The sequence below is a fragment of the Streptomyces sp. UG1 genome (genome assembly GCF_049974585.1).
Classification (GTDB): Bacteria; Actinomycetota; Actinomycetes; order Streptomycetales; family Streptomycetaceae; genus Streptomyces.
On sequence record NZ_JBNGGG010000040.1, the window covers coordinates 73,684 to 90,372 of the forward strand.

Annotated in this window: 15 protein-coding genes; 10 read left to right on the forward strand and 5 right to left on the reverse strand. The window is 69.1% G+C overall.

Features of this window, described 5'->3' with window-relative positions; genetic code table 11:
- Positions 1-4 precede the first annotated feature (4 nt).
- The 7 genes from nadC (at position 5) to ACP4J3_RS37155 (ending at position 4,818) form a co-directional block, all read left to right on the forward strand.
- Positions 5-976, forward strand: coding sequence for a carboxylating nicotinate-nucleotide diphosphorylase (nadC, locus tag ACP4J3_RS37125; RefSeq protein ID WP_426540722.1), 972 nt, complete (start codon positions 5-7; stop codon positions 974-976).
- A gap of 8 nt (positions 977-984) precedes the next feature.
- Entirely contained in the window at positions 985-1,782 is a 798-nt protein-coding gene (locus tag ACP4J3_RS37130; RefSeq protein ID WP_426540723.1) for a type III pantothenate kinase, read from the forward strand.
- Between the two features lie 243 nt (positions 1,783-2,025).
- Positions 2,026-2,619, forward strand: a complete 594-nt coding sequence (locus ACP4J3_RS37135) for a hypothetical protein (RefSeq protein WP_426540764.1) — start codon at positions 2,026-2,028, stop codon at positions 2,617-2,619.
- Positions 2,620-2,730: 111 nt separating this feature from the next.
- Positions 2,731-2,910 carry a hypothetical protein gene (locus ACP4J3_RS37140; RefSeq protein ID WP_426540724.1) on the forward strand — a complete coding sequence of 60 codons (180 nt, stop codon included), beginning with the start codon at positions 2,731-2,733 and terminating at the stop codon, positions 2,908-2,910.
- A gap of 156 nt (positions 2,911-3,066) precedes the next feature.
- Entirely contained in the window at positions 3,067-3,654 is a 588-nt protein-coding gene (locus tag ACP4J3_RS37145; RefSeq protein WP_426540725.1) for a BlaI/MecI/CopY family transcriptional regulator, read from the forward strand.
- 9 nt (positions 3,655-3,663) lie between these two features.
- Entirely contained in the window at positions 3,664-4,227 is a 564-nt protein-coding gene (locus tag ACP4J3_RS37150; RefSeq protein WP_194042473.1) for an amino-acid N-acetyltransferase, read from the forward strand.
- A 255-nt stretch (positions 4,228-4,482) separates the two neighbouring features.
- Positions 4,483-4,818, forward strand: coding sequence for a histone-like nucleoid-structuring protein Lsr2 (locus ACP4J3_RS37155; protein ID WP_426540726.1), 336 nt, complete (start codon positions 4,483-4,485; stop codon positions 4,816-4,818).
- Positions 4,819-4,864: 46 nt separating this feature from the next.
- On the opposite strand, the gene ACP4J3_RS37160 is transcribed toward ACP4J3_RS37155, so the two are convergent.
- Positions 4,865-5,671 (reverse strand): SCO3374 family protein, encoded by an 807-nt coding sequence (locus ACP4J3_RS37160; RefSeq protein WP_426540727.1) that lies wholly within the window; start codon positions 5,669-5,671, stop codon positions 4,865-4,867.
- A gap of 432 nt (positions 5,672-6,103) precedes the next feature.
- Here ACP4J3_RS37160 and ACP4J3_RS37165 point away from each other — a divergent pair, with 432 nt between their 5' ends.
- Positions 6,104-8,632 (forward strand): ATP-dependent Clp protease ATP-binding subunit, encoded by a 2,529-nt coding sequence (locus tag ACP4J3_RS37165; protein ID WP_426540728.1) that lies wholly within the window; start codon positions 6,104-6,106, stop codon positions 8,630-8,632.
- 98 nt (positions 8,633-8,730) lie between these two features.
- Here the strand turns inward: ACP4J3_RS37165 and ACP4J3_RS37170 are convergent, their stop codons facing one another.
- From ACP4J3_RS37170 to ACP4J3_RS37180, 3 genes are all read right to left on the reverse strand, one after another.
- Positions 8,731-12,054 carry an NACHT domain-containing protein gene (locus tag ACP4J3_RS37170; protein ID WP_426540765.1) on the reverse strand — a complete coding sequence of 1,108 codons (3,324 nt, stop codon included), beginning with the start codon at positions 12,052-12,054 and terminating at the stop codon, positions 8,731-8,733.
- A complete protein-coding gene (locus ACP4J3_RS37175; protein WP_426540729.1) occupies positions 12,054-12,404 on the reverse strand; it encodes a trypco2 family protein in 351 nt (116 codons plus the stop codon). Before ACP4J3_RS37175 ends, ACP4J3_RS37170 begins: the two co-directional genes overlap by 1 nt.
- Before the next feature lie 86 nt (positions 12,405-12,490).
- Positions 12,491-13,129 (reverse strand): HAD family acid phosphatase, encoded by a 639-nt coding sequence (locus ACP4J3_RS37180; protein ID WP_426540730.1) that lies wholly within the window; start codon positions 13,127-13,129, stop codon positions 12,491-12,493.
- 459 nt (positions 13,130-13,588) lie between these two features.
- On the opposite strand from ACP4J3_RS37180, the gene ACP4J3_RS37185 reads away from it, so the two are divergent.
- The gene (locus ACP4J3_RS37185; protein WP_426540731.1) at positions 13,589-14,221 is read left to right on the forward strand and encodes a M23 family metallopeptidase; all 633 of its coding nucleotides are present in this window, start codon (positions 13,589-13,591) and stop codon (positions 14,219-14,221) included.
- A 1-nt stretch (position 14,222) separates the two neighbouring features.
- Here the strand turns inward: ACP4J3_RS37185 and ACP4J3_RS37190 are convergent, their stop codons facing one another.
- Positions 14,223-14,822 (reverse strand): TetR/AcrR family transcriptional regulator, encoded by a 600-nt coding sequence (locus ACP4J3_RS37190; protein WP_426540732.1) that lies wholly within the window; start codon positions 14,820-14,822, stop codon positions 14,223-14,225.
- A 117-nt stretch (positions 14,823-14,939) separates the two neighbouring features.
- Between ACP4J3_RS37190 and ACP4J3_RS37195 the strand changes: the two genes are divergently transcribed.
- On the forward strand, positions 14,940-16,553 hold the full coding sequence (locus ACP4J3_RS37195) for an MDR family MFS transporter (protein ID WP_426540733.1): 1,614 nt from the start codon (positions 14,940-14,942) through the stop codon (positions 16,551-16,553).
- Positions 16,554-16,689: the final 136 nt, after the last annotated feature.

The following is a 16,689-nucleotide window of genomic DNA, read 5'->3' on the forward strand; positions in this document are numbered from 1 at the left end:
AGCAGTGACCACCCCCGACCTTCCCCTCGCCTCGAACGGCGGCTGCGGCGGCGACTGCGCCTGCGGTGCCGACGAGGAGTATCTGGAGTGCGGCCTCGACCCCGCGCTCGCCCAGCTCCTGGCCGACGCGGGCCTCGACCCGGTCGAGGTCGAGGACATCGCCAACGTGGCCATCCAGGAAGATCTCGCCCATGGCGTGGACGTGACGACGGTCGCGACGATCCCCGAGGAGGCGACCGCGACCGCCGACTTCGCGGCACGCGAGGCGGGCGTCGTGGCGGGCCTCAGGATCGCCGAAGCAGTGGTCTCGATCGTCTGCGAGGACGAGTTCGAGGTGGTACGCCACGTGGAGGACGGCGACGAGGTGGAGGCGGGCCAGAAGCTCCTCTCCATCACCACCCGCACCCGGGACCTGCTGACGGCCGAACGCAGCGCCCTGAACATCCTCTGCCGGCTGTCGGGCATCGCGACCGCCACGCGCGCGTGGGCGGACGTACTGGACGGCACCAAGGCGAGGGTCCGCGACACCCGCAAGACGACGCCGGGCCTGCGCGCGCTGGAGAAGTACGCGGTGCGCTGCGGAGGCGGAGTGAACCACCGCATGTCGCTGTCCGACGCGGCCCTGGTGAAGGACAACCACGTAGTGGCCGCGGGCGGCGTGGCACAGGCCTTCAAGGCGGTCCGCGAGACCTTCCCGGACGTCCCCGTCGAGGTCGAGGTGGACACCCTCCACCAGCTGCGCGAGGTGGTCGACGCGGGCGCGGATCTGATCCTCCTGGACAACTTCACGCCGGGCGAGTGCGAGGAGGCGGTGGCGATCGTGGCCGGCCGCGCGGCGCTCGAGGCCTCGGGCCGCCTGACCCTGGACAACGCCAAGGCGTACGCGGACACCGGCGTCGACTACCTGGCCGTCGGGGCCCTCACCCACTCCTCGCCGATCCTGGACATCGGCCTCGACCTGCGAGCGGCGGAGTAGGAACGGGCATGCTCCTCACAATCGACGTAGGCAACACGCACACCGTCCTCGGCCTCTTCGACGGCGAGGACATCGTCGAGCACTGGCGCATCTCCACGGACGCCCGTCGCACGGCCGACGAACTGGCGGTCCTCCTCCAGGGCCTGATGGGCATGCACCCGCTCCTCGGCGACGAGCTGGGCGACGGCATCGACGGCATCGCCATCTGCGCGACCGTCCCCTCGGTCCTGCACGAACTGCGCGAGGTGACCCGCCGCTACTACGGCGACGTCCCCGCGGTACTGGTGGAGCCCGGCGTCAAGACGGGCGTACCGATCCTGACCGACAACCCCAAGGAGGTCGGCGCCGACCGCATCATCAACGCGGTGGCGGCGGTGGACCTCTACGGCGGCCCCGCGATCGTCGTCGACTTCGGTACGGCGACGACGTTCGACGCGGTGAGCGCGCGCGGCGAGTACGTCGGCGGTGTCATCGCCCCCGGCATCGAGATCTCGGTCGAGGCGCTCGGCGTCCGCGGCGCCCAGCTCCGCAAGATCGAGGTGGCCCGGCCGCGCAGCGTGATCGGCAAGAACACGGTCGAGGCCATGCAGTCCGGCATCATCTACGGCTTCGCGGGCCAGGTCGACGGCGTGGTCAACCGCATGGCCCGCGAACTGGCGGACGACCCCGACGACGTCACGGTCATCGCAACGGGCGGGCTGGCGCCGATGGTCCTGGGCGAATCCTCGGTCATCGACGAACACGAGCCGTGGCTGACCCTGATCGGGCTGCGCCTGGTCTACGAACGCAACGTCTCCCGCATGTGACTCCGTCGGTCGAGCGGGGGCGGGTCGCGCAGCCCGGCGCTGACGGGGTGCCCGCCCGCGACCACCCGTGCCGCCCCGCATGCCCGCGGCTGACGCGAAGCACACCCCCCGCCATGTCCCCGACCCACACCCCGCCCCACCACCCGAGTGTCACCCCACGCCACACCCATCCCTATATGCGGCTTTTGTCTGATTAGCACGTATCGTCGGCGCATGCCCACGCCATACGGATCCCGCGGCGGCATGGCGTTCGGCGTGGAGGAGCTGCGTGTGCTCCGCCGCGCCCTCGCTCTTGCCCTTCACCCCAGCCCCGCCTCGGCCGAGGACGTCCAGGACTGTCTCCGCCTCGCCGAATCGCTCGACGAGGCAATGCGCGAGGGCGCCCGGATGCGTGCCTTCCTGATGGCCGACCTCGCCCGCTACCGCGCTGCCCTCCCCGGCACCGCAGCCGGCTACCTCACCCTCCTCGAAGAGGCCCTCGGCACCGGCTACACCCCGACCGCCGACGACCTCGCCGCCCTCCAGAACCTGCGCGGCAACCCCACCGCGGCCGCCCTCCTCCGCCGCTGCCGACCGCCCATCCCCGCGTCCCGCACCCGCCTCCAGGCCCTCCCCGGAGGCCTCCCCGCCCAGGCCTCCAACGCCCCGGAGCCGTCCAAGCAACCCCGCAAGAAGCCCGCCGAAAAACCGGCCGCCCCGAAACCCGCCCCGGGCCCGGAGCGCACCCCCGCCCCCAAGCCGACGCGCCCCATCCCCACTCCCGGCGAGGTCTTCCCCCGTCGCAAGCCCACCCCACCGCCACCCCCCAACCCACCCCAACAGCTCGCCGCAGGCTGACCCGAACATCGGACACCGACCACCCGAAGCACCCCTGGCCGCCCCGCCCGGCCCTCACCGGCCGGGCAACCCCCACACCTCCCGCGCCCACCCCCTGGCTACCCTGGACGCATGGACTACGTCTCCGCACTCCTCCCCCCGACCGTCATGGCCATCTTCTTCATCGGTGTGATCAGGGTGATCGTGAAGACCCAGGGCGGAGCCAACAAGGCCAAGGAGGACGCGGTCGTGGACGCCGTCCTCGCGCGTGCGGAGGGCACCCGCCAGGCCTCCACGAGCCAGGACGCCTGAGCCGCGGCCCAGCCCAAAGCCCGGCACTTTCCGAACCGCACGCCCTTTTTGTTCACGTTTGCCCGCGAAAGTTCCTGCTCGGCACGCCAACACCCAGAACTCCCACTATTGTGCTGAGTTGTGCCTCGCCCATTGGGAGAACTCGAAGACGCGGTCATGACGCGGGTGTGGAAGTGGAACCGCCCGGTGACCGTTCGAGAAGTCCTGGAAGATCTTCAGCAGGAACGGTCCATCGCGTACACCACGGTGATGACCGTTCTGGACAATCTCCATCAGAAGGGCTGGGTACGCCGCGAAGCGGAAGGCCGGGCCTATCGATATGAGGCGGTCTCCACGCGAGCCGCCTACGCCGCCGCCCTGATGAACGACGCCTGGTCACAGAGTGACAACCCCGCCGCCGCGCTGGTCGCCTTCTTCGGCATGATGAGCGAGGAACAGCGCCAGGCCCTGCGGGACGCCGTACGCATCGTCCAGGGCCCGGAAACCCCCGCACCCCCGGAACGCCCCGATACCGGCGGCAGCGTTACGAGCGCCGATACCGGCACGGATACCCGCAGCAGCGATACCGGCACCGATAGCCACAGCGCCGCCGATACCACCGGCACGGATACCGAGGCCGCCCCCCAAACCCAAGGCCGTCAAACCCGAGCCGGCCAAACCCGTGCCGGTCAAACCGGTCGCCCCCAAACCCCTGATACCCCCCGCGAGAACCCCGCCGCCGCACAGGACCCCGACGGGCGATAGCGTCCGCTCATGTCAGCAGAGAGCCACTCCGCCGAGACCCCCTCGGTGGAGAGCCCAGAAGTCACCGCAAAAGCCATCACCGTCCGCCGGGCCCGTACCAGCGATGTCGCGGCGGTGCGTCGTCTCCTTGACGAGTACGTCCGCCGTCGCATCCTGCTCGACAAAGCCACGGTGACGCTTTACGAGGACATCCAGGAGTTCTGGGTCGCGGAACGGGACGACAACGGCGAGGTCGTCGGCTGCGGCGCCCTGCACGTGATGTGGGAAGACCTGGCGGAAGTGCGCACTCTCGCGGTGAAGCCCGGCCTGAAGGGCGCCGGCGTCGGACACCAGTTGCTGGAGAAGTTGCTGCACACCGCACGCTGGCTCGGCGTTCGACGTGTTTTCTGTCTGACCTTCGAAGTGGACTTCTTCGGCAAGCACGGCTTCGTCGAGATCGGCGAGACACCGGTCGACACCGATGTCTACGCGGAGCTGCTGCGTTCCTATGACGAGGGCGTGGCTGAGTTCCTCGGTCTCGAACGAGTGAAACCGAACACCTTGGGCAACAGCCGGATGCTTCTGCATCTGTGATCGTCGGCGATCCTCAAGGTTGCTCAAGCTTCCGGAAGCCGTATTCCGCCCGACAGGCCATGCCCAGGTGCCCTATGTCCGAAACGCGCATGTTTCCGGACGGGAGTGGCCAGTGGGTCTCTCCCGGGGGTTTGTGTTTTTCCAGCAAAAGCGGTTTGCTTTCCGACGTACTGCAGTACTGCATATAACAGGGGGCGGCGAAACGGCGGACGCCGCAGACCCCAGGCCCTCAAGTTATCGATGAAAGGAAATCCGGTGGCACAGAAGGTTCAGGTCCTTCTTGTCGACGACCTCGACGGCGGCGAGGCGGACGAGACCGTGACGTTCGCGCTGGACGGCAAGACGTACGAGATCGATCTCACGACTGCCAATGCGGACAAGCTCCGTGGCGCTCTCGAGCCTTACGTGAAGGGCGGTCGTCGTACCGGAGGCCGCGCTTCGGGTGGACGCGGAAAGGCGCGCGCCGCTTCCGGTGGCAGCCAGGACACCGCGCAGATCCGCGCATGGGCCAAGGAGAACGGCTACGAGGTCAACGACCGCGGCCGTGTTCCGGCGTCCATTCGCGAGGCTTACGAGAAGGCCAACGCCTGATCGGCCCGATCAAGCTGATCGGCCTGATCAAAGGGCAAGGCCTGCGTTATGGACAGGCCGACGGCCGGGCGCACGCGCGCCGCAGCCGAAGGCGGTGGCACTGCGTTGCCACCGTGTCCAGGACCCGCACGAGATCGGGGGCGCCCCCACCGCCCCCGAGGGCCGACAAGGTCGGCAGCGAGGCTTCGACCTCGCCCCCAGGCTCGGGGGGCCGCAGCCACACGGCGGCCCCCTGCGCGGCTCCACAGCGGCCCAGGGCGAGCGGCCGTACGACACCGGGCCCCACCGGCTCGGAATGCCGTACGGCCCCCCAGTCCCCGGGATCGACGGGCCGCTGCACGGCCCCCCAGGCCCCGAGGGAGCCCCGGGCGGATGCCGCGGCCGGACCCGGATCCCCGGCGGCGTGCCGTACGACCACCGGCGCCCCCACCATCTCCGGCGGCCCGTGTCCCGGAGGCACCGGCGCCTCCATGAGGTCGCCCTCGCCGAGCGTTCTCAGATCCAGGGGCAGATCCCCCCATTCCAGCCAGCGCAGCACCCCCGGCACCTCGTCCTCGGCGCCCGCCGCGACGAGCAGCCGCATCCGGTCGCCCCGGACGGCCACCGGGGAGTGCGGGGTCAGATGGCGCAGCGCCGCGCGGCCGGCCTCGGCCGGGACGTCCAGGACGTCGAAGCGCCGGCCCGTGCGCAGGCTCGGCGGGGATCCGGGGAGCGCGGGCACCACCGGCCAGCCCAGTTCGTTCTCGTACCAACGGCGGATCCGATCGCTCGGATCGAGCGGCCGACGGGGGAGAGGGATCGCGGCTCGGTCCGTGGAGAGGCGGGTGGTGGCCGTGGGGCGGGTGCCGACCATGCCAAGTGCAACCGCCGAATGGACGTGCGGGTTACGCTGGGTGCACTGACGGATGCGCAGAGTGTCGAACGAGGGGGCGCGCGGGGGTGTGGGGTGGCGCAAGGTTGTTCGCCCGTAGCGGAGGGAACCGGGGGGCGCGGCATGGAGTGTCAGTCCCAGCGGGTAAGACATCCCTAGTGGGAGGGGGCGACACGCAGGACAGTGGGTCTTACGTTCGCCATCGGCGTACTGATGGTGAGGGTAACCACCTGGCCTGCGGGAACATCGTCTCGCACCATCGGGTTGGAGCAGATGTCGGCGTTAGCGGGGTCAGGAGGCCATCGACGGTGTCGGCAGTTGGAATGAGCGGTCCCCGCTTGCGGGACTAAGCTGCGGAAGGACAGGGAGGGGAAGTTCCCCCCACTGCCTGACCGCTCTGAGGAGCGATTAACGATGTTCGAGAGGTTCACCGACCGCGCGCGGCGGGTTGTCGTCCTGGCTCAGGAAGAAGCCCGGATGCTCAACCACAACTACATCGGCACCGAGCACATCCTCCTGGGCCTGATCCACGAGGGTGAGGGTGTCGCCGCCAAGGCCCTTGAGAGCCTCGGGATTTCGCTCGAGGCGGTCCGCCAGCAGGTGGAGGAGATCATCGGCCAGGGCCAGCAGGCGCCGTCCGGCCACATTCCCTTCACCCCCCGTGCCAAGAAGGTCCTGGAGCTGTCGCTCCGCGAGGCCCTTCAGCTGGGCCACAACTACATCGGCACGGAGCACATCCTGCTCGGCCTGATCCGTGAGGGCGAGGGCGTCGCCGCCCAGGTCCTGGTCAAGCTGGGCGCAGATCTGAACCGGGTGCGGCAGCAGGTGATCCAGCTGCTCTCCGGCTACCAGGGCAAGGAGACCGCCACCGCCGGCGGGCCTGCCGAGGGCACGCCCTCGACGTCCCTGGTCCTCGACCAGTTCGGCCGGAACCTCACCCAGGCCGCTCGTGAGTCCAAGCTCGACCCGGTCATCGGGCGCGAGAAGGAGATCGAGCGGGTCATGCAGGTGCTGTCCCGCCGTACCAAGAACAACCCGGTCCTGATCGGTGAGCCCGGCGTCGGCAAGACCGCCGTCGTGGAGGGCCTCGCCCAGGCCATCGTCAAGGGCGAGGTGCCCGAGACCCTCAAGGACAAGCACCTCTACACCCTGGACCTCGGCGCGCTGGTCGCCGGCTCCCGCTACCGCGGTGACTTCGAGGAGCGCCTGAAGAAGGTGCTCAAGGAGATCCGCACTCGCGGCGACATCATCCTGTTCATCGACGAGCTGCACACGCTGGTCGGTGCGGGTGCCGCCGAGGGCGCCATCGACGCGGCCTCCATCCTGAAGCCGATGCTGGCCCGCGGTGAGCTGCAGACCATCGGTGCGACCACCCTGGACGAGTACCGCAAGCACCTGGAGAAGGACGCGGCCCTGGAGCGCCGCTTCCAGCCGATCCAGGTCGCCGAGCCGTCCCTGCCGCACACGATCGAGATCCTCAAGGGGCTGCGCGACCGGTACGAGGCCCACCACCGGGTCTCCATCACCGACGAGGCGCTGGTCCAGGCCGCCACTCTGGCCGACCGGTACATCTCGGACCGCTTCCTGCCGGACAAGGCGATCGACCTGATCGACGAGGCCGGCTCCCGGATGCGTATCCGCCGGATGACCGCGCCGCCGGACCTGCGCGAGTTCGACGAGAAGATCGCCGGTGTCCGCCGCGACAAGGAGTCCGCGATCGACTCGCAGGACTTCGAGAAGGCCGCCTCCCTGCGCGACAAGGAGAAGCAGCTCCTGGCCGCCAAGGCCAAGCGGGAGAAGGAGTGGAAGGCCGGCGACATGGACGTCGTCGCCGAGGTCGACGGCGAGCTGATCGCCGAGGTGCTGGCCACGGCCACGGGCATCCCGGTCTTCAAGCTCACCGAGGAGGAGTCGTCCCGCCTGCTGCGCATGGAGGACGAGCTCCACAAGCGGGTCATCGGCCAGGACGACGCCGTCAAGGCGCTGTCGAAGGCGATCCGCCGTACGCGCGCCGGTCTGAAGGACCCGAAGCGTCCGGGTGGCTCGTTCATCTTCGCCGGCCCGTCCGGTGTCGGTAAGACCGAGCTTTCCAAGGCGCTCGCCGAGTTCCTCTTCGGTGACGAGGACGCGCTGATCTCCCTCGACATGTCGGAGTTCAGCGAGAAGCACACGGTGTCGCGTCTGTTCGGTTCGCCCCCCGGCTACGTGGGCTACGAAGAGGGCGGCCAGCTGACCGAGAAGGTCCGTCGCAAGCCGTTCTCCGTCGTCCTCTTCGACGAGGTCGAGAAGGCCCACCCGGACATCTTCAACAGCCTGCTGCAGATCCTGGAGGACGGTCGCCTGACCGACTCCCAGGGCCGGGTCGTGGACTTCAAGAACACGGTCATCATCATGACGACCAACCTCGGCACCCGGGACATCTCCAAGGGCTTCAACCTGGGCTTCGCGGCCACGGGTGACACCAAGAGCAACTACGAGCGCATGAAGAACAAGGTCCAGGACGAGCTCAAGCAGCACTTCCGGCCCGAGTTCCTCAACCGCGTCGACGACGTGGTCGTCTTCCCGCAGCTCACGCAGAACGACATCCTCCGGATCGTCGACCTGATGATCAGCAAGGTGGACGAGCGCCTGAAGGACCGGGACATGGGCATCGAGCTCTCCCAGTCCGCCAAGGAGCTGCTGTCCAAGAAGGGCTACGACCCCGTGCTGGGCGCCCGGCCGCTGCGCCGCACGATCCAGCGCGAGATCGAGGACTCCCTGTCGGAGAAGATCCTCTTCGGCGAGCTGCGCCCCGGCCACATCGTGGTCGTGGACACGGAGGGCGAGGGCGAGACCAAGACCTTCACCTTCCGCGGCGAGGAGAAGTCGGCCCTGCCGGACGTCCCGCCGATCGAGCAGGCGGCCGGTCCCTCGGGCGGGCCGAACCTGAGCAAGGAGGCGTAAGCCTCACGGCCGTAAGGCCGACCGAAAGGGACCGGTGCTGAAGCACCGGTCCCTTTCGCATGCCCGGCGCCCGGGCAGCTCCCGCCCCCGCTCCGATGTCACGCCCGGCTGACCGGCGGCATCACCCGCCCGTTGACCTGGATCACCAGCCCGGTGTGATCGCGCAGCGGGGACAGGTCCAGGGGAGCGTCCTCGTCGCACTCGATGCTGAGCCGGGTCAGGGACGGGAACACCCGCGCCAGGTCCCTGGCGGTGCCGCCGTGGTTCACCCCCCGGACCGTCAGCCTGCGGATGGCCGGCAGGGGTTCGAGCTCGCGCGGTCTGCGCGGCAACCGCTCCTCCTCCTTGTTGAGGGGCGGGGGCACGACCTGGCGCGGCAGTCTCAGCGAGCTGATGGAGAAGTCGAGGCTGGTGAGCGCGGGGGCCCGCGAGGCCGCCAGGAGCAGGGCGTACGCGTGGCAGTCGCCGCGCACGATGAGGCTTCTGAGCGCGGGCCACTGCGACAGGTCGTTGATCATCATGGTGGTCTGGCTGGTCACCTGGAGACTCTCGACCGTCGGGTGCCCCGCGGGCAGCGGGATCTCGCTGTCGAGCAGTGTCCCCACCAGCGACAGGCTGGTGAGCTGTTCGAGCCGCCGCAGGGGAGCCAGGTCCGACTTCTGCATCTCGTAGAGCTCCAGGCGCAGCGAGCCGAGCGGCAGCCCTTCGAGCGCGGACAGCGTGCGCACCCGCGGACACCCGCTGAGCGACAGGGACGTCAGCCCGGACAGCTTGCGGACGAACGACAGGTCGTTCAGCAGCGGGTTCTCGCGTATGTCGAGCCTGCGGATGCCGTGTTCCGGCAGGGCCTTCGCCAGGTCCGCGCCGGTGATCGGCATGTTGACGAAGACGCGCCCGATGGGGCCGCAGTACCGCAGCGCGGAGGCCATCGCGGCGTTGACGACGACGACCTCGTCGTCCTCCAGCGGCATGTGGGCGAGGACCTCGCGGGCGTAGTCGTCCGCCGGGTAGCGCGGCCAGGTCGCGGTCAGCACCCTGCGGACCTCGTGCGCGGGGTGCGTGGCGAAGCGGCGCAGCAGGGGCAGGGACGCCGGACCGCCGATGTCGCGGATCATGTGCACGACCGACTGGGCCTCCTCGGCACTCAGCCCTCCGGCCTCGGGCACCAGCGGCAGCACATAGGGGCCCAGGGACGTCAGCTTGGCCGTACTGGTGGCGTCGCGGGGCGGGATCAGCGCGCGGACGCGGTCGGCGATCTGCTCGCGCACCTCCTCGTTCAGCACCACGGCGCTGAGCGCGCAGCGGGCGGCCAGGAGGTGGATGTCGCCGCGGGTGCGGGGATCCTCCGTCTCGTCGCCCTTCTTGATCAGCCCTTCGACGAGCCGGCGGACCTCACCGCGGTGGCAGTGGCCCACGGCCAGCAGCACGATGTCCTGCCACTCCTCGTCGGCCGCATGGCTCAGCAGCTCGCCCAGGCCGTCGCTCTCCTGGAGTTCCTTCGCCGCCAGATAGTCCTGGAAGGTGCGGTGGATGAACTGGATGGCCATCTCGTTGCGTTCCTGGAGCAGACCGCTGCGGTTGAGCAGATGGGTCAGTACGGCCTCGGCGGAGCCCTGCTGCCGCACCTGGGGCATGCCCCGCATGGCGAGGTCGATCTGACGTTGCGCCTGCTTGTGGCTGAACTCGGCGTACCCGCCGCGGGCCAGCCAGGCCGCGATCCGCTGGAGGAGCTGCTGGTGCTCCTCGACCCCGAGGGTGATGCCCTCCGGCGCCCCGACCCGGCGCAGGGTGTCCCGGCTGCCGAGCAGCATGGTGAGCGCCGCGTTGTACAGCGACCAGCGGGTCTCCGGCAGAAAGCCCCTGCGGCGCCGGTGCAGCGCGCAGACCACCGCGGCCAGCAGCGGGGTGCGGGACAGGTTGAGCAGCGTGGGGTTGCGCCCGAGTTCCTGTTCCAGGGCCTGCTGAAGCGCACGCAGGTTCGTGTCCTCGGCGGCGGCCCGGTGGGGGTCGCGGAAGCCCGCGCACTCCAGGCGGGCGGCGGCGTGCCAGGCCTTGGAGAAGGCCAGGATGTCCTCGTCCCGCATGGGCAGCAGCCGCAGTTCCTCGAAGTTCTCCGAGTCGAGCCAGTCGGCGGCCACGGCCAGCGGCCGTACCGTGACCAGGCAGCGGTTGTGCGGATACATCGCCAGCAGGTCGGCGAGGCGGCGCCGCGCCTCCTCCCGGTCCGCCGGCGGTACCTCGTCCATGCCGTCGACCAGCAGCAGCGCCCGGCCGGCCTCCAGGACGCGGCGCGCCCAGCCCTCCGGTGCCTCGTCGATCTGGAGCTCGGCGACGGTGGCCAGTTCCTGCGGCCTGGGGAAGGACATCGCCCGGGCCAGCAGGCTGCGCATGGGGATGACGAAGGGCACCAGGTCGTTCAGCTCGGCGAGTTCGTGATCGAGGGCGCCGCAGGCGGCGTGGGACGCGAGCCACCACACCAGCGTGGTCTTGCCCGCGCCCGCCTCGCCGCGCAGCACGACCCGTGGCCGGTCGGCCAGCAGATCATTGATCCGGCGCGGCGCGGAGACGGCCCTGGACACCGGGGCGTTCTCCCGCCCCGGCGAAACCGACAGGGCCTCCAGGCTCAGATACGCGGTGTCGAGATCCCAGTTGGTCTCGGTGGTGCCCAGTTCGTCGATCCCGAATATCTCGATCTTGCGGTACCGGGACTTCAGGGCACGCGCATAGTGCTGCTCGAACCGCTCGTCGTCAAGGTGATGGCCGGGTACGACGGTCTCCAGCACCGGGGGCACATGGCCCGGCTCGGCTCCCATCACATGGTGCGGGAATCCCGGCGCCTGAAGGACGCGCTGCACGGGGACCGCTTCGACCCGTCGGTGGTCCCGCCCCTCCGGCACCTGGGTCACCACGCCGATCAGTACGGAGCCGGCGAACACCGGGGCGCCGGACAGTCCCGCGAACGGCGACTCGCCGGGCCTGGGAGCGGTGACGGCAGCCCGGTCGAACTCGCACACCAGCATCGTTCTGATCCGCCCCGCCATCGGCAGAACGGTGCCGGTGAGCTGGTCGTACTCCAACTGCTGGTCCGGGCCGAAGCGTTGGACGGCGGGAAACCCGACGACCTGGCAGCCGGGCAGCGGATCGGGCGAGCCGACGACCCCCCACCGCAGCCTGGCGAGCGCCCACTGCTCCGGATCCACCAGCTCCTCGCCGGTGAGCAGGAGAGCCACGTCGCTCTCCTCGTCCTGCCAGACCGCCCGGCTGGGAAGGGGCTGCTCGCTCTCCGGATGGACCGTGCGGATCCATTCCCTGTTCCGCAGTACGTGGGCGCTGGTCAGCACCAGCCGGGGCGACAGCATGACCCCGCTGCCCTGCGATCCGGCCAGCACCACCACGGACCGCTCGACGGCCGAGCGCAGCATCACCGAGGCGAGGGGGTGCCCCGGCCGAACGCGCCGACGCTTCCCTCCGTGTCGTTGCGGATCTTCAGGGGCGCGCCGGCGCGGGCGTCCTGGGCGCGCAACGTGAAGGAGACCTTGTGCGTACGGCTGTCTGCTCTCGTGCCGTCCGCGCCCGCGTCGACGACCCAGGCCCGCACCTTCGCGCCGGCCTTGATCTCCTTGCGTATCTCGACGGTGAACTCCATCTGGATGTCGCCGAGTTCGAAGACGATGTCCTGCCCCGCCGAGCGCCGGGCCGCGGTCAGCAGTTCGTCGCGGATGGTCTGCACGGCGTCCGCGAGCTCGATGCGTGACTCGTCGGCAGCGCTCATGGGGCCTCCCCAGCCGTCGGGCCCCGCACCGCGTCGTGGGGCCGGTACCCGAAAGGTACCGGCCCCGTGACCTTGTGCCGGGTGGATCAGGACAACTGCCCGTCGTAGTCGGGGAGTTTGTACGTCTTCTCGGCGTGGCCGCCGGAGAGGTCGGTGGCGCTGTTGCCGATGTTCGCGATGATCGTGTAGCCCTTGTTCTCGATGTCGACGCGCTGGGCGGTCTTGTACTCGGCGACGTCCTTGAACAGGTCGAGGAAGCCGCGCGCGTACAGCCCCGAGACCTGGTAGCCGACGTGCTTGAGGTTGTAGTCGGTCACCGAGTAGATGATGCCGGGGCGGGCGGTGACGAAGAACAGCGCGACGCCGTGGTCCTGGGCGTACTTGGCGACCTCCAGGACCGGCTCGTTGGCCGGCTGCGGGTAGCTGAAGCCGAAGTCGGTCTCCAGGGTGGTGTTGTCGATGTCGAGGACGATCGCCTGCTTCTCACCCGGCTCGGTGTCGGCGATCCGCTGCTTCAGATAGGGCAGCGCCTGGTCCATCACCGCCTGGCAGTCCCGCTGCCAGGTGTCGTAGTCGACGTCCTCGGCGGCGGCCGTGGTGGCGGTGGAGGTGCTCGTCGCGGTGGCCGGCGTCGCGGCTTCGGCGGGGACCGCGAGGGCCACGAGGGCGACCGCGGAGACGCCGATCACGGCTGTGCGGTGCACCCAGGGGCGGCGAAGCGTCATGTGGGGAGTCCTCTCACGTCACGTGCGCTGTGTTGTTGTCGCGTGCATGTTCGTGGGTGGGGATGGCGTGAGGGGAAAGATAGGGTTACTGGGCGGTAAGTCGCCAGAGGCGTGCGTCCACTGAGTAGCGCCCGTCACATTCCGGGGTCCCTTGATTGCGCTCGGCGGTGACATGCCGCACAGGCGATTTGCCCGTTACTAGCGGGAATAGTGGAAACGCGAGCGCGGGCTAAAACGGACTTTCCGTACGTAAATCGGCCATCTGTTTCGGCGTCGACGCTGGTTCGTCCGTATTGGGTGCCCTGTCAAGATGCACGGAATTTTGCGGGGGAGTACTAGCCGCTGTCGTAGATAGGGGGTTTTGGGGTTCGAGGAGGCGGGGGTTACCAAGGGATGGCCATCCGGCGGCGCCTGCTGTGCCGGGTGGTTTTCTCTGCCGTCGTCCCCGTGAGGTTTCGAATGTCCCCGCGCTTTTCTCTTCGTTCGCCCCGTACGTCCGCGTTCCGCACCCGTGCCGCTGTGCTGGCCGCCGGCCTGGGGGCCTCGGTCGTACTGGGCGCCGGAGGCGCGGTCGCTGCCGAGATGACCTCCGCCACCGGTGTCTCCACCGCCGTACAGGCCCAGGCCGCCGCCAAGAAGGCGCCCGCCAAGAAGGCGCCCGCCAAGAAGGCCGTCTCCTGGGTGAAGCCGGTGAAGAAGTACACGAAGTCCGCCAGCTTCGCGCAGGCCGGTGGCATGTGGCAGTCCACCCACAGCGGGCAGGACTTCGCCGTCCCGAGCGGCACCCAGGTCGTGGCCGCGCACGGCGGCACCGTCGTCAAGGCCGGCGGCAACGGCGCCGGTGACGGTCCCGCGTACGGCAACGCCATCGTCATCAAGCACGGCAACGGGACCTACTCCCAGTACGCCCATCTCTCGCGCATCGACGTGAAGGTCGGCCAGGTCGTCAAGACCGGCCAGAACATAGCCAAGTCCGGCAACACCGGTAACTCCAGCGGCCCGCACCTGCACTTCGAGATCCGCAAGACCGCCAACTACGGCTCCGCGATCGACCCCGTGGCCTTCCTTCGGGGCATGGGCCTGACGATCTGAGTCAGCGAGCCGTCCGGGCGCCCTTGTGCGCCTGGGTGACCAGGTCCGTGGCGACCTCGAGGATGGCCTTGCGCTTCTCCTCGGGGTCGCCTTCGAGGTCCCTCAGTACGAACATCCCGGCGTGCATCGTGAACAGGGCGCTGATGCAGCGCACCTGGTCGACCATGTCGGCGTCCGGGTCGATGATGATGTCGCGCATGCCGAGCATGCGGTTCTTGAACATCTCCCCGATGCTCAGCTCGCGGACCGTGGCCTGGTTCTCCTGCATGAAGCGGAACAGGGGGGCCGCGTAGGTCAGGGCCTCGCTGTAGCGGCGGACGATCTCCTGCTTGGTGTCGAGTGAGTGCGGCTGCCGCCTGCCCCACTCGATCAGGTCGTCGATCGGCTTCGTCAGATCCTCGAAGAGGCTGACGATGATCTCTTCCTTGGTCTTGAAGTGGTAGTACAGCGCCGCCTTCGTGACCTCGAGGCGCTCGGCGATCTCGCGCAGGGAGGTCTTCTCGTACCCCTGCTCGGCGAAGAGTTCGAGGGCCACGTCCTGGATGCGCTGGCGGGTGTCCCCGCGGCGCCGCTGCTTGGTGCCGTCCATGGTGCCACCCATCCTCGTACTCCTCGGCTTTCCAGCAAACTTACTTGACGCCCGGCTAGTTACGCGCCTACCTTCCTTGAGTGTAGACAACTAGCCGGGCGTCAAGTAAGTAGCCGGGGAGTGGGGATCATGGCGGACACCGAAGCAGTCGACAAGGGAGCGGGGGAGCAACCCGTAGAGCAGCCGAAGAGTGTCCGGGTCGTGCTGCTCGCGCTGATGATCACGATGATGCTCGCGATGCTCGACAACATGATCATCGGCACCGCGATGCCGACGATCGTGGGCGAACTCGGCGGGCTGGAACATCTGTCGTGGGTCGTCACGGCGTACACCCTGGCCACCGCGGCCGCCACCCCGCTGTGGGGCAAGCTCGGCGACATGTACGGTCGCAAGGGCGTGTTCATGTCGTCGATCGTGCTGTTCCTGATCGGCTCCGCGCTCAGCGGCATGGCTCAGGACATGGGCCAGCTCATCGCGTTCCGGGCGGTGCAGGGCCTCGGCGCGGGCGGTCTGATGGTCGGCGTCATGGCGATCATCGGCGATCTGATCCCGCCCCGGGAGCGGGGCAAGTACCAGGGCATGATGGCCGGCGTGATGGCGCTGGCGATGATCGGCGGACCGCTGGTCGGCGGCACCATCACCGACCACTGGGGCTGGCGCTGGGCGTTCTACATCAACCTGCCGCTCGGCGTCGTCGCGCTCGCCGCGATCAGTGCCGTGCTGCATCTACCGAAGAAGCGGGCGCAGGCGCGCATCGACTACCTGGGCGCGGCGCTGCTGACCGTGGGCATCACCGCGATCGTGCTGGTGACCACCTGGGGCGGCACGGAGTACGCCTGGACCTCCGCACGGATCATGGAGCTCATCGGCATCGGGGTCGCCGCGCTCGTCGGGTTCGTGTTCTGGCAGACCAGGGCCGCGGAGCCAGTGGTGCCGCTGCACATCTTCCGCAGCCACAACTTCACGCTGATGTCGGTGATCGGCTTCATCACCGGCTTCGTGATGTTCGGCGCGACGCTGTTCCTGCCGCTGTACCAGCAGTCGGTGCAGGGCGCCTCCGCCACCAACTCCGGACTTCTGCTGCTGCCGATGCTCGGCGCGATGCTGGTCACCTCGATGGTCGCCGGGCGGGTGACCACGAACACCGGGCGCTACAAGGTCTTCCCCGTCCTCGGCAGTGCGCTGATGGCCGTCGGGCTGTACCTGCTGTCCACGATGGACACCGGCACGGGCCGCTTCACCTCCGGGGTCTTCATGGCGGTGGTCGGCCTCGGCATGGGCTGTCTGATGCAGATCACCATGCTGGTCGCGCAGAACAGCGTCGAGATGAAGGACATGGGCGTCGCGTCCTCGTCCACCACCCTGTTCCGCACGCTCGGCTCCTCCTTCGGCGTCGCGATCATGGGCGCGCTGTTCAACAACCGGGTCCAGGACGTCATGGCCGAGCGGGCCGGGGCGCTGGGCTCCAGGGTGACCGAGCAGTCGGCGCAACTGGACGCGGCGAGCCTGGCGAAGCTGCCGGACGCGGCGCGGGAGGCCTACCAGCACGCGGTGTCGGCCGGCACACACTCGGCGTTCCTGCTGGGTGCGGTGATCGCCGTGCTGTCGCTGGCGGCGGCGCTGTTCGTCAAGGAGGTGCCGCTCAAGGGGGAGGGGCCGAAGGACGGGGCCGACGCGGACGGCTCGGACGGCACGGACGGCACGGACACGGAGCCGAAGGCGGCGATGGCGGAGGCCGTCTGAGGCCACGACTCGCGACGCTGGGAGAGGCCCTCGGGTGACCGGGGGTCTTTCCCCGTTCACGGGGGCTTTTCCCTGTCCACGGGGGGTCTTTCCCTGCTCAGGGGCATTGTCAGTGCCCCGTGCCACCATCGACGGC